This is a genomic window from Novosphingobium sp. FSW06-99, assembly GCF_001519065.1.
In the GTDB taxonomy this organism is placed as follows: domain Bacteria; phylum Pseudomonadota; class Alphaproteobacteria; order Sphingomonadales; family Sphingomonadaceae; genus Novosphingobium.
The window spans coordinates 115,500-127,394 of the sequence record NZ_KQ954254.1 but is presented as its reverse complement, the minus strand read 5'-3'; the positions used below and the strand labels follow the sequence as shown (position 1 = coordinate 127,394).

The 11,895-nt window shown below is 64.1% G+C and carries 12 protein-coding genes and 1 tRNA gene; 10 read left to right on the top strand and 3 right to left on the bottom strand.

Going from position 1 to position 11,895, the window contains the following annotated elements; genetic code table 11:
• From AQZ49_RS07380 to AQZ49_RS07370, 3 genes are read left to right on the top strand one after another with little or no spacing between them, the layout of a single operon-like run.
• Nucleotides 1–282: a BolA family protein gene (locus tag AQZ49_RS07380; protein ID WP_067614924.1), complete on the top strand. Its 282-nt coding sequence runs from the start codon at nucleotides 1–3 to the stop codon at nucleotides 280–282.
• A gap of 17 nt (nucleotides 283–299) precedes the next feature.
• Nucleotides 300–1,124, top strand: a complete 825-nt coding sequence (locus tag AQZ49_RS07375; RefSeq protein WP_067614524.1) for an SDR family NAD(P)-dependent oxidoreductase — start codon at nucleotides 300–302, stop codon at nucleotides 1,122–1,124.
• Nucleotides 1,121–2,335 (top strand): low temperature requirement protein A, encoded by a 1,215-nt coding sequence (locus tag AQZ49_RS07370; protein WP_067614522.1) that lies wholly within the window; start codon nucleotides 1,121–1,123, stop codon nucleotides 2,333–2,335. The genes AQZ49_RS07375 and AQZ49_RS07370 overlap by 4 nt, the downstream gene beginning before the upstream one ends.
• A 65-nt stretch (nucleotides 2,336–2,400) precedes the next feature.
• Here AQZ49_RS07370 and AQZ49_RS07365 read toward each other — a convergent pair whose 3' ends face one another.
• Nucleotides 2,401–3,462, bottom strand: a complete 1,062-nt coding sequence (locus tag AQZ49_RS07365) for a DUF2332 domain-containing protein (protein ID WP_067614520.1) — start codon at nucleotides 3,460–3,462, stop codon at nucleotides 2,401–2,403.
• 45 nt (nucleotides 3,463–3,507) lie between these two features.
• Here AQZ49_RS07365 and hisG point away from each other — a divergent pair, with 45 nt between their 5' ends.
• The 3 genes from hisG to nusB are packed head-to-tail and all read left to right on the top strand — an operon-like array spanning nucleotide 3,508 to nucleotide 5,908.
• Nucleotides 3,508–4,173, top strand: a complete 666-nt coding sequence (hisG, locus tag AQZ49_RS07360; protein WP_067614518.1) for an ATP phosphoribosyltransferase — start codon at nucleotides 3,508–3,510, stop codon at nucleotides 4,171–4,173.
• On the top strand, nucleotides 4,173–5,465 hold the full coding sequence (gene hisD, locus AQZ49_RS07355) for a histidinol dehydrogenase (protein WP_067614516.1): 1,293 nt from the start codon (nucleotides 4,173–4,175) through the stop codon (nucleotides 5,463–5,465). Before hisG ends, hisD begins: the two co-directional genes overlap by 1 nt.
• The gene (gene nusB, locus AQZ49_RS07350) at nucleotides 5,462–5,908 is read left to right on the top strand and encodes a transcription antitermination factor NusB (RefSeq protein ID WP_067614514.1); all 447 of its coding nucleotides are present in this window, start codon (nucleotides 5,462–5,464) and stop codon (nucleotides 5,906–5,908) included. The genes hisD and nusB overlap by 4 nt, the downstream gene beginning before the upstream one ends.
• Nucleotides 5,909–5,928: 20 nt before the next feature.
• On the opposite strand, the gene fghA is transcribed toward nusB, so the two are convergent.
• A complete protein-coding gene (gene fghA, locus AQZ49_RS07345; RefSeq protein WP_067614512.1) occupies nucleotides 5,929–6,768 on the bottom strand; it encodes an S-formylglutathione hydrolase in 840 nt (279 codons plus the stop codon).
• A gap of 113 nt (nucleotides 6,769–6,881) precedes the next feature.
• Complete coding sequence (locus AQZ49_RS07340) at nucleotides 6,882–7,253, bottom strand: VOC family protein (protein WP_067614510.1); 372 nt, start codon at nucleotides 7,251–7,253, stop codon at nucleotides 6,882–6,884.
• Nucleotides 7,254–7,424: 171 nt separating this feature from the next.
• Here AQZ49_RS07340 and AQZ49_RS07335 point away from each other — a divergent pair.
• The 4 genes from AQZ49_RS07335 to AQZ49_RS07320 all read left to right on the top strand — a co-directional run bounded on the left by AQZ49_RS07335 (nucleotide 7,425) and on the right by AQZ49_RS07320 (nucleotide 11,891).
• Nucleotides 7,425–7,498: transfer RNA gene (locus AQZ49_RS07335), tRNA-Gly, on the top strand.
• A 196-nt stretch (nucleotides 7,499–7,694) separates the two neighbouring features.
• The gene (locus tag AQZ49_RS07330; RefSeq protein ID WP_067614508.1) at nucleotides 7,695–8,927 is read left to right on the top strand and encodes a tyrosine-type recombinase/integrase; all 1,233 of its coding nucleotides are present in this window, start codon (nucleotides 7,695–7,697) and stop codon (nucleotides 8,925–8,927) included.
• 443 nt (nucleotides 8,928–9,370) lie between these two features.
• A complete protein-coding gene (locus AQZ49_RS07325; protein ID WP_067614506.1) occupies nucleotides 9,371–11,542 on the top strand; it encodes an NAD(P)-binding protein in 2,172 nt (723 codons plus the stop codon).
• Between the two features lie 13 nt (nucleotides 11,543–11,555).
• Nucleotides 11,556–11,891 carry a DUF3850 domain-containing protein gene (locus tag AQZ49_RS07320; RefSeq protein WP_067614504.1) on the top strand — a complete coding sequence of 112 codons (336 nt, stop codon included), beginning with the start codon at nucleotides 11,556–11,558 and terminating at the stop codon, nucleotides 11,889–11,891.
• Nucleotides 11,892–11,895: the final 4 nt, after the last annotated feature.

The following is an 11,895-nucleotide window of genomic DNA, read 5'->3' as shown; positions in this document are numbered from 1 at the left end:
ATGGAAGCCATGAACGGACCGATTGCCCATGAAATCACCACGCTGCTGACCGCGGCGTTTGCCCCCACCCACCTCGACGTGATCAACGACAGCGCGCACCACCATGGCCACGCCGGTCATGACGGATCGGGCGAATCGCATTTCACCGTGGTGATCGAGAGCGCGGCGTTCGCCGGGCTGTCGCGGTTGCAGCGGCAGCGCGCGGTGATCGCTGCGCTGGGCGATATTGCGGGACAGCGCGTCCATGCGCTGGCCATTCGGGCCCGCGCACCAGACGAATAGGGCAACGGGGGAATAGGATGGCTTTTGCAGGGACCGTCGGCTGGATCACCGGCGCTTCGTCAGGAATTGGTGCGGCGCTGGCCCGCGCGCTGGCCGGACAGGGCGCGCACCTCGTGCTGTCGGGGCGCAACCGTGATGCGCTGGCCGCGCTGGCGACGGACCTGCCCACCCGGACATTGATCGCGCCGTTCGAGGCGACCGATCATGCGGCAATGCGGGCCGCCGCCGATACCACGTGGGACTGGGCCTGCCAGCACGGCGGCGGGATCGACATGCTGATCAACAACGCCGGGATTTCGCAGCGCTCGCTGGCGGTCGATACCGACTATGGCGTTTATGAACGCATCATCGGGGTCGATCTGCTGGCCCCGATCGCGCTGACGCAGGCGCTGTTGCCGCGCATGGTGGCACGCGGGTCGGGACGAATCGTGATGATATCGAGCGTTGCGGGCAAAGTCGGCGTGCCGATGCGCACCGCCTATTGTGCGGCCAAGTTCGGGCTGATCGGCTATGCCGATGCCTTGCGCGCCGAATTGTCCGAAGCGGGCCTGTCGGTGCATGTTGTCGCGCCCGGTTCGGTGCGCACCGATGTGTCGCGCAACGCGCTGACCGCCGATGGCTCGGCACGCGGGATCAGCGACCGGGCGATCGAAAACGGGCTCGACCCCGCAGCGACGGCCAGTGCCATCCTGGCGGCACTGGCCGCAGGCGAGCGTGAAATCATCATCGCCGAAGGGTTCGAAGCCGCCATCGGCGAAGCGCGCCGCACGCCTGACGCGCTGTTCGACCAGATTGCCAAGCTGGCCTCGGGCTATGCCCAACGCATGGCGCAGGCCGAATGACGCCCCGCGGGCTGTTGCGACGGCATGGCGGGGGGCATGCCGCTGTCAGCAATCTCGAACTGTTTTTCGACCTCGTCTACGTCTTTGCGATCACCCAGATTTCGCAATTCATGCGCACCCACCTTGATGTGGCGGGACTGGCCGAGGCGGTTCTGCTGTTTCTGGCGGTGTGGTGGGCGTGGATCTATACCTCGTGGGCGACCAACTGGGCCAATCCCGAGACAGTGCCGGTGCGGGTGATGCTGGTGTTCGTGATGTTGGCCAGTCTGGTGCTGGCGGCGGTGCTGCCGCGCGCGTTCGACGGCGATCACCATGCGCTGGTGTTTGCGCTGACGTATGGCGCGCTGCAATTCGGGCGCAATCTGTTCATGGTCTGGGCGATGGCAGGCGACAACCCGTCGGGCAGCCGCAACATGGCGCGCATCGCGATGTGGTTCGTGTTTTCCGCGCCGTTCTGGCTGGCGGGCGCGCTGGTGGCCACGCGCGGAGGCCAGTTCGCGCTGTGGAGCGTGGCGCTGACCATCGAATATGCCGGGCCTTTTGCGTTTTTCCGGGTGCCGGGGCTGGGCCGGTCGACCGCGCAGGACTGGGACATTTCGGGCAGCCACATGGCCGAACGCGCGTCGCTGTTCGTGCTGATTGCGCTGGGCGAAGGGATCGTGGTGACGGGCGCGGCGTTTGCCGAGGCGGTGCCCGATATGGAGCGCACACTGGCGTTCCTGGCCGCCTTTGCCAGCTCGGTGCTGATGTGGTGGATCTATTTCGATATCGGTGCCGAACGCGGGGCGCGGTACATCGCGCGCAGCGATGATGTCGGGCGCATCGCGCGCAATGCCTATACGTATCTGCACATGCCGATCGTGGGCGGGGTGATCGCCGCTGCGGTGGCCGACGCGCTGCTGATGGCCCGACCCGATGCGGTGGCAGGCCCGGCGCTGATCGCGGCATGCGGCGGCGGGCTGGGCGGGTTTCTGATCAGCCTGGCGCTGTTCAAACGCATGTCGAGCCCGCTCGGCAATCCCCCGCTCAGCCACGGCATCGGGTTGTTGCTGCTGATTGCACTATGTGCCTCGGCCCGCCTGGTCGGATGGACCGCGACCGGGTTTACAATGGCCTGCGACGGCGCCTTGCTGGTGGTGGTGGTGTGGGAATGGGGATCGTTCCACGGCGGCTGGCGCGAACGGTTCCGTGGCTGGGGCCTGCCGGTTTAATCCAGAACCAATCATCCCCCTCCCCGTGCCGGGGAGGATTGAAAACGGACGGGGTCAGAGGGGCCTTAATCCAACCCCAGCCATTCGACCCAGGCGCCATGGGCATGTGCGCTGCCCAGCACCACTTCGCCATCCCCGCCCGGCCAATAGCGCACGCGCAAATCGTGGCGCAGCGTGGTGCGGTTGGTCTCCAGTTGCACCCAGGCCAGCCGGCGCGAAGGGCTGGCCCGCGAACCGGCGGCCTCGATCCCCGCAGTGATCGCCGCGCGGGTGGCCTCGGGCAGATATTGCCAGACGATCGAATGGAACACCACGCGCGTGCTGCCGGCCGCCTGCGGCGCGGCCAGACGCGCGCCGATCCAGTCACCAGCATCGGCATGGTCAAGCCGGGGCGGCATCACCTGTGCCAGCGCGATCGCGGCATCGAGCCTGGCCACCCGTTCGGGCGCATCGGGCCAGATATAGGCCTTCAGCCGCAAGGCCTGCGCCGGATCGGTCAGATCGACCGGCGCGCGATCGCACCCGCGAATCGCATCGATCGTCACCGTCGCGACAGGTGGCGGAGGCCCCTTCCATTCGGGCACGATGTGCACAGGCGATGGCTCGGGCCCGACCGTAACCCCGCCCAGATCGAACCGGAACCGGTCGAGCATCGTGTTGATCCCCGCGCTCGCGCCCAGTTCGTTGAGTTCGAAATGCGGCCCCAGCCGTGCCGACAGCCACAACAGCGCCGCCATGATGCTGGCCGACCGCCCCGCCTCGTTGGTCTGCGGCGGACCATCCAGCCAAGGCAGCAGCGCATCGTCGTGATCGGCAACAACCGCGCCGACCGTGGCATCGACGGCATGCTGATCGGTCAGCGTGCCGGCATAGATCGGCGCCAACCGGTCATCGCGCCCGGTCAGGTGCAGATGATGGATACCCCCCGCCAGACGCAGCGGCAGGGCATCTTTCGTTGCGCTGTCGGGCCAGGTCGCCAGCCGGTGGCCAACGCGGGTCGGCCCGGTCAGCAGCGGCAGCATCGCGCGCACCACCCGCCCGGTGATCGGGGCGCGGTTTTCGACGGTATATTCGGCCTGCCACAGCAGGGCCTGGATCACGTGAGGGTTGGGCTCGGTCGGTTGCACTTGGGTTGCCCTTTCCGGCCCTTTGCCATAGGGCGCGTGACTGTCATGACCGCGACGCTGATCTTTGCCCTGCCCAAGGGCCGCATCCTCGATGAAGCGCTGCCCCTGCTCGAACAGGCAGGCGTAGTGCCCGAAGCGGAGTTCTTCGACAAGAGCTCGCGCGCACTCAGCTTTGCCACCAATCGCGCCGATGTGCGGCTGATTCGGGTGCGCGCATTCGACGTGGCGACCTTCGTCGCGCATGGTGCGGCCCAGGCCGGGATCGTCGGGTCCGACGTGATCGACGAATTCGACTATGCCGATCTCTATGCGCCGGTCGATCTCGACATCGGCCATTGCCGGCTGAGCGTGGCCGAACCGGTCGGCCTGGTCGAAAGCGGCGCCGCCGCGCATGAAAGCCATGCGCGCGTCGCCACCAAATACCCCAATCTGACCCGCCGCCATTTCGAACGGCTGGGCGTGCAGGCCGAAGTGGTCAAGCTGAACGGTGCGATGGAACTGGCGCCGATGCTGGGGCTGGCCAGCCGCATCGTCGATCTGGTCTCGACCGGGCGTACGCTCAAGGAAAACGGCCTGGTGGAAACCAGCCGTCTGATGCCGGTTTCGGCGCGGCTGATCGTCAACCGCGCCGCGCTCAAGACCGACAGCGCGCGACTGGGCGGGCTGGTCGATGCATTCCGCGAACTCGTTGCCGCGCGAAAGGCCGCCTGATGCTGCGTCTTGCCACCCGCGATGCCGGTTTTGCCGAAGCGTTCGACAGGCTGGTCGATGATCGCCGTGAAAGCGATGCCGGGGTTGCCCGCGATGTCGCCGCGATCATTGCCGATGTGCGCGCACGCGGCGATGCCGCGCTCGCCGACTATACCGCGCGGTTTGACCGGTTTGTGCCGCAATCGGATCACGACTGGTCGATCGGCGCCGAGGCCTGCCGCGAAGCCTATGATGCGCTGACCCCCGACTTGCGCGCCGCACTCGGACTCGCGGCAGCGCGCATCCGCGCCTATCACGCCGCGCAACTGCCGGAAAACCGGGACTATACCGACGAAACCGGGGTGCGCCTCGGCGCGGTGTGGCGGCCGGTCGATGGCGCCGGGCTCTATGTGCCGGGCGGGCTTGCGGCCTATCCCTCGTCACTGCTGATGAACGCGATTCCCGCCAAAGTGGCCGGGGTTGAACGGCTGGTAATCGCCACGCCCACCCCCGATGGCACGGTCAATCCGCTGGTGCTGGCCGCCGCGCATCTGGCCGGGGTGGACGAAGTGTGGCGGATCGGCGGCGCGCAGGCAATTGCCGCGCTGGCCTATGGCACCGCGCGCATCCGCCCGGTCGACGTGATCACCGGCCCGGGCAATGCCTGGGTGGCCGAGGCGAAGCGGCAACTGTTCGGCGTGGTCGGCATCGACATGGTCGCGGGCCCGTCGGAAATCCTGGTGATTGCCGATGGCCGCAACGATCCGGTGTGGATTGCCGCCGACTTGCTCAGCCAGGCCGAACATGATCCGACCTCGCAATCGATCCTGATTACCGACGACGGCGCATTTGCCGACGCGGTGATCGCTGCGGTCGACGCCGAACTGGCACTGTTGCCAAAGGCGCAGATCGCGCGGGCTAGCTGGGACCGGCATGGCACGGTGATCGTGGTCGACAACCTGGACCAGGCGCCCGCGCTGGCCAATCGTATCGCCGCAGAACATGTCGAGATCGCCACCGACGATCCCGATGCACTGTTTGCGCAGATCCGCCACGCCGGATCGGTGTTTCTGGGCCGGATGACCCCCGAAGCGATCGGCGATTATGTCGCCGGGCCCAACCACGTGTTGCCGACCGGACGCCGTGCGCGGTTTGCCTCGGGGTTGTCGGTGCTCGATTTCATGAAGCGCACATCCTTCATCGCGCTGGGCGATGCGGCGCTGGGCGCGATCGGCCCGGCCGCGATCGAACTGGCCAATGCCGAAGGGCTGACCGCGCACGCGCGGTCCATCGAAGTGAGACTGGGAATATGAGCCGTATCGAAGCAAAGGCGCGCTCTGCCGCGCGGCTGGCCGCCGTCCAGGCCCTGTACCAGTTCGACATGGAATCGCCCGAACTGACCACGCTGATCGACGAATTCCACCGCCACCGGCTGGGCCGCGAGATCGAGGATGTCGAATATCTCGACGCCGACGTGGCGTTTTTCGACGATCTGGTGCGCGGCGCGATTGCCCGGCGCGAGGAAATCGACGCCGTTCTGACAGCGCGGCTGGCCGAAGGCTGGTCGCTGGCCCGGCTCGACAAGACCATGCTGCAGATCCTGCGCGCCGGGGCCTATGAACTGGTCGCGCGCGCCGATATCGGCGTGGGCACGGTGATCAACGAATATCTCGACGTTACCCACGCGTTCTTTGACGCGCGCGAGGCCAAATTCGTCAACGGCCTGCTGGACGCGGTGGCCAAGGACGTTCGCTAGACGTCCCCGGCCAGCGCGGATCACAGCCGCGCGGCGTGCCAGCGAATGTGGTCTTCCATGAATGTCGAAATGAAGTTGTAGCTGTGGTCATAGCCCGGCTGCAGCCGCAGCGTGAGATCGATGCCCGCCGCGTCGGCCGCCGCGCGCAACAATTCTGGGCGCAACTGTTCGGCCAGAAACCCGTCGGCATCGCCCTGATCGACCAGAATGTCGCCCGCCGGACGACGGCCACCCTCGATCAGCGCCACGGCATCGTGCGCACGCCACGCCGCGCGGTCGTCACCCAGGTATCCCGCCAGCGCCTTGTGCCCCCACGGCACCTGACCCGGCGCCACGATCGGCGCAAAGGCCGACAGCGAACGGAACCGGTCGGGATAGGTCAGCCCCAGCGTCAATGCGCCGTGCCCGCCCATCGAATGCCCGGTGATCCCCGCACGCGCCGGGTCGATCGGGAACCCGGCGGCGATCAGCGCGGGCAATTCATCGGCAATATAGTCCCACATGCGGTAATGGCGCGCAAACGGGTCTGCCGTGGCGTTGACATAAAACCCCGCGCCCAGCCCGAAATCATAGGCCCCGGCCGGATCATCGGCCACCCCGTCGCCGCGTGGCGATGTATCGGGCGCCACGAACACCACGCCAAGTTCGGCACAGGCGCGGCGATATTCGCCTTTGTCGGTGACATTGGCATGGGTGCAGGTCAGCCCTGAGAGATAATAAAGCACCGGCAGTCGCGCGCCGCTGACGGCCTGCGGCGGCACAAACACCGAAAAGGTCATGTCGGTGCCGGTCGTGGCCGACGCGTGGCGATAGACGCCCAGCGTACCGCCATGGGCTTTCGAGGTCGAAACTGTTTCCAATGTCTGCTCCCGCATCAGGCTTGAATCGTGTGCATACGCAGTGGGGCAGGACGCGCGGCCAGGTCAATCCCGCGTCCTGCCCCGAACGTGCCATCAGGACTCTTATCGATCGATCAGCGTTGCGCGTGCAGCGCGCACAGCTTGTTGCCCGAAGGATCGCGCAGATAGGCAAGGTAAAACGGGCTGCCTTCGCGCGGCCCCGGGGGATTTTCGATCGCGGTGCCGCCATTGTCCTTGCCCGCCTGCCACCAGGCATCGGCCTGTTCGGGGGTCATCGCAAAGCCGATCGTTCCGCCATTAGCCCCGCAGGCCGGATTGCCGTCGATCGGCTTGGTCACGATGAAAATCTGGCCTTTGTCCTGATAGACCAGCCGCCCATAGGGATCGACAATCGCCGGCTTGACGCCAAAAGTCGCAAACGTGGCATCATAGAATTGCTTTGCAGCGTCGATGTCATTCGCACCGATCATCACGTGACTGAACATCAGGCCCCTCCATAGTAGTTGGCAGCGCCCGTGTGCCCGCTGCGCCCGGCCCCGGTCAAGACCATTGCGCCCGACCCATGCGGGCACCCCACCCTAAACACGCCAACCCACCACACCCCCGCTTGACGCAAACCCCCACCCCATGCGATGGGGCCCCTGCCCGGACAACGGGCGGGTGTAGCTCAATGGTAGAGCAGAAGCTTCCCAAGCTTACGACGAGGGTTCGATTCCCTTCACCCGCTCCAGTTTCCGGTCTCAGGACATCCCCACCCCCTTTGCAACCCTAGGAAATCCGCGGTAATTTTCGGGTCGTTCGGCTCGTTGGATCGCGTGGAATTCCAGGACAGCTCTCACAGATGGGGGCCACTTTGCGAGATTTACCGGCCGATTCTTGTCCGTGGCCCCCAACCCCAGGGGCCACGCCAATGAAGGGCCCGGTCTATGCCTTTGACAGATATAGCGATTCGGAGCGCCAAGCCCCGCCAGAAGGCCTACAAGCTGTGCGACATGCAGGGCCTGTTCGTTCTGGTCCAACCGTCGGGTGGAAAACTCTGGCGGATGAAGTATCGCTACGCTGGCGTGGAAAAGAAGCTCAGCTTCGGGACCTACCCCCAGGTGAGCCTGCGCGATGCCCGCAAGAAGCGTGACGAAGCGCGGGACCTGATCGCCGAAGGCAAGGACCCCGCGATCGAGAGGCAACGTGACAAGCTGCGCGCGAGCGCGCTGGCTGAAAACACCTTCACCAGCATCGCGGCCGAATATTGCCGCAAGCGTCGACGGGATGGCGACAGGGCCTGGGCGGTAGCCACGGCAACGCGCTGCGAATATCTGCTCAGTTTGCTGGACTCCTCGATTGGCCGGATGCCAATCCACGAGATCGAGCCGATCGATGCCCTTGCGGCAATCCGCAAGATCGAAAAGCGCGGCAAGCTCGAAAGTGCGCGGCGTACCCTGCAACTGGCCAGCGCCGTGTTCCGCTATGCTGTGGCCACGGCCCGCCTCAAGTCCGATCCGACCCGCGACCTGCGCGGAGCCCTGACGACGCCGACCGTCACCCACTATGGAGCGGTTACCGATTCCACCGAGGTGGGCAATCTCCTGCGCTCGATCGAAGGGTACGAAGGGCAGGGCATGACAAAATGGGCGCTGCAACTCGCCCCACATGTGTTCGTCCGGCCAGGGGAGCTGCGCCACGCGCGATGGGACGAAATCGACCTCGAGGCTGCCGTGTGGATCATCCCGGCCGAGAAGATGAAGATGCGCAAGCCGCACCATGTACCGTTGTCACGCCAGTCCATCGCGATCCTGAACGAGATCCGGTCAATCACGGGCGCAGCGGGCTACGTCTTTCCGTCGATGCGGTCACGGGCGCGCCCGATGTCGGAGAACACCTTGAATGCGGCGCTACGCCGGTTGGGCTATTCCACCAACGAAATGACCGCGCATGGATTTCGGGCAATGGCGAGCACATTGCTCAACGAATCGGGGAAGTGGTCATCGGACGCCATCGAACGGGCATTGGCGCATGGTGACAGCGACAAGGTGCGCGCCGCCTACCACCGTGGCACGCACTGGAAGGAACGTGTCGCAATGGCCCAATGGTGGTCGGACCTTTTGGATAGCTTGCGCAATGGGGCCACAATCTTGCCGTTTCCGGCGACGGTGGCGATCTGACTATGTTGCGCGGATCACGGAGGCGGCAAAGCTCATTTCAACAGAGTCGCCGCAATTGGGTCGGTCGCTGGCCTGGAGGCTTCGGTCCTGAGGTTGTGATAGCCGCCGTTCGCGAGCGCGAAGCCCGTTCGGCAACTTACGGCAGCACCCGACCAGATGTTGCCGCTCAGCCATGGTGGCGAGTAGGTCCGGATCTGACCGAAGCTGCCACCCGGGCAGTCACGTACCACCTGTTGCGGCTTGGCGACGAAGAAACATCCGTCCGAACGACGAAGATCTTGAACGCGTGAACGCCCAATCCATTTTTCGATTGAAACAGCGAGCTGATATGGCTTTATCGGCATGTTATCACGAAAAGGTAGGTGCACTTTAGTGGACATCTAAAGCTGTTCGATACCGGAGACGACCCGGTCGCATGAGATTGCATTCAGATGGGTAGTACAATGAGCGGAATCCCAGCCTCGGAAGGCGTAATACGGCGCAATAGACTTGCGGGCACCACCGCATCCTCGCACCTGCTGGACCACAAGCCAGCCCTGTATGCGCTCGGTTCCTTCGATAGCAGGGTGACAGTGCTCAGTCAGCAAACTCGGGCTCTCAATCTCGCTTGGTCGCTCATCGAGACCGGCATCGTGCCCGTGCAGAGGAGTGATCCGCCGTGCCGTATTGCGGTTGTCGGCGCAGGCTTTGCTGGCCTGACGTTCGCAGCAGGGTTGCTTCGCAAAGGGGCGGCTTGTGAGCTATATATCTTCGAGCAGCGCGACACGCTTTTACCGCTTCAGCAGGGAAGCGACACCCGCTGGCTACACCCGCACATCTATGACTGGCCCGCTGACGGAAGCGAGGCCAGCGCCGCGATGCTTCCGGTTCTTAACTGGACTGCGGCAAGGTCTTCGGACGTTGTCGTTCAGGTACTGGGCGAGTGGGCTCAAATAGTCGAGAACGAGGAGTCGGTCCATCTGTTTTGTAACACTCGACACCTTCAGCTTACGCCGTGTGAACAGGATAAGCGCAAGGCCCGAATCGAGTGGGTGGGCGAAAAGCGCCGAGCTGCCGATGGTACGATCCGCGAAACGGAGGGCGCCGCGCGTGGGTCTTCGGAGGTCTTTGACGCCGTCGTGCTTGCGGTTGGATTCGGCCTCGAAGCAAGCAAGGCTTCCTACTGGCGCAACGAGACGCTCGGACAGCCCAGCCTGAATGAGCCCCGGCGGACGTTCCTGCTGTCCGGGCAGGGAGACGGGGCGATGATCGACCTTCTGCGCATTCGTATCTCGCAATTCCGGCAGGATCGCATTCTGGAAGAGCTTTTTGGCAACAGGGCCGGCCTCGTTGCCGAACTAAAGGCTATGCGGGAAGACTTCCTCAATGAAGCGACGGGTTTGTTCGACCGGTTTGAAGCGCTCCTGTCCGAAAAATCTCCCCATCGCGATGACATGTTGGCGGTAATCGCCAAGCTTGATCGGCGATTGAGACGAGATACGGACGTCGTCCTACAACTCCTAGTACGCAACGTCGCGGAACTGCTCGAGCCGGCGACCAGCCGCATGTCTTTTCAAAACGCGTTACTCGTCTTCCTACTCTATCGATGCGGCGGCTTTGCACCCTCGACTGAGAAGACGCAGGCGTTGAAAGCGCGCTTTGCAATCGAGAACGACACCGTGATCGAGCGGCACGGCGTGCGTCCACTTGACCATCTGAAGCGCATGCTTCCTGATAAATTGTTTGGACGCATCGAACAGCAACGCAGCACCGATCCGAAAACCTTCGGATTACAAACTGCCCTGCCAATGTGGCCGGGCGGATATTTTGGCTATACTGGGCGGGAACAAGACACCGGCACCATCGGTGACGAGCAGCGCCGCGAATGGCGCAAGGAATATCTGCCCGGGCCGACGGCGCTTGTCGCCACTAGCCTCTGTGGCGCTATTGTCGGCGTCGTCGAGCGCATGCAGCCAGCAGCTAAGCACTTTCGCGTCACTCTGCACCGGACGCTCTCGATCCACGGCGATGACCTTCTCCAGCAGGCTTGCGACTATCTCGGAAAAGGATTGGAAAAGGCGAGTGCGACGGCCGGGAGAACTTTTCCCGCAACCGCTGCGACCATTGGGGCGGCCTATCGAACACGTCGGATCGTCCGAACGCTAAAAGATGTAAAGGCTGAGGATCTTCAGGCCGGAATGGCCGACCTCAAGCTGCATGAAGCTGCGCGCAAGATGATGCCAGAAGTTAGGTTTGTCTTGGCGATCCCAATCCTCCAGCCTGAGCATCGACACTATGCGCCAAGTCCAGTTACCGCCATTTTGTATCTCGACAGTCGCGACGAGGCTTTTTTCCTCAACGACGATATGATCGGGGAAGTTTGCGCAGTGCTTCAGGCATGGGCGCGGTCCGTGGAGACTCCCAACGGCATTTCGCTCGGTCGACTGCGGAATGTCCAGCTCGAGCCGCTCCTCGATTCGGCGTGTGCGTCTGCGGCCGAAACGTCGGGCACCACCGCCCTGACGATCGTGGAAAACGTCGAACCGCCTTTGGTGTTACGCGAGTTCGTGCTAAACTTTGACCACACAGATCTTGCGCCCGCTACGACTGATGCAACCACGCCTCCAGGCGCATGAGGAATGAGACTTGATGCTTGAACGGCGCTTGGCGAACACCCCGGGATTCAGACGCGAGGGGGAGCGGGAAGCGACCACTCACGTGCTGAAGTGCTGGACCGCGTTTTTCACCGAAATCGCCGAGGGTAGAAAACGGCATGACCTCCGCCGGGCCACCGATCGCGATTTTCGCGCCGGCGATCGCCTCCTGCTGAGAGAATTCGACCCGGTGCGCGGTTGCTACACGGGTCGGGAGCAGAAGGTCGTCGTGACTTACATCACCTCGGCCGACCGTCCGTGCGCGCTTTCAGAAGAGGCCCTGAGTCCAGACTTCTGCATTTTGAGCATCGCTCATCTTACGGACGCCTGAAGCG

Coding starts and splice junctions, on each gene's coding strand:
- hisG (WP_067614518.1), top strand. CDS start 3,508: ATGACCGCGACGCTGATCTTTGCCCTGCCCAAGGGCCGCATCCTCGAT.
- AQZ49_RS07320 (WP_067614504.1), top strand. CDS start 11,556: ATGCTTGAACGGCGCTTGGCGAACACCCCGGGATTCAGACGCGAGGGG.
- AQZ49_RS07330 (WP_067614508.1), top strand. CDS start 7,695: ATGCCTTTGACAGATATAGCGATTCGGAGCGCCAAGCCCCGCCAGAAG.
- AQZ49_RS07325 (WP_067614506.1), top strand. CDS start 9,371: ATGAGCGGAATCCCAGCCTCGGAAGGCGTAATACGGCGCAATAGACTT.
- AQZ49_RS07370 (WP_067614522.1), top strand. CDS start 1,121: ATGACGCCCCGCGGGCTGTTGCGACGGCATGGCGGGGGGCATGCCGCT.
- AQZ49_RS07380 (WP_067614924.1), top strand. CDS start 1: ATGGAAGCCATGAACGGACCGATTGCCCATGAAATCACCACGCTGCTG.
- nusB (WP_067614514.1), top strand. CDS start 5,462: ATGAGCCGTATCGAAGCAAAGGCGCGCTCTGCCGCGCGGCTGGCCGCC.
- AQZ49_RS07375 (WP_067614524.1), top strand. CDS start 300: ATGGCTTTTGCAGGGACCGTCGGCTGGATCACCGGCGCTTCGTCAGGA.
- hisD (WP_067614516.1), top strand. CDS start 4,173: ATGCTGCGTCTTGCCACCCGCGATGCCGGTTTTGCCGAAGCGTTCGAC.
- AQZ49_RS07340 (WP_067614510.1), bottom strand. CDS start 7,253: ATGTTCAGTCACGTGATGATCGGTGCGAATGACATCGACGCTGCAAAG.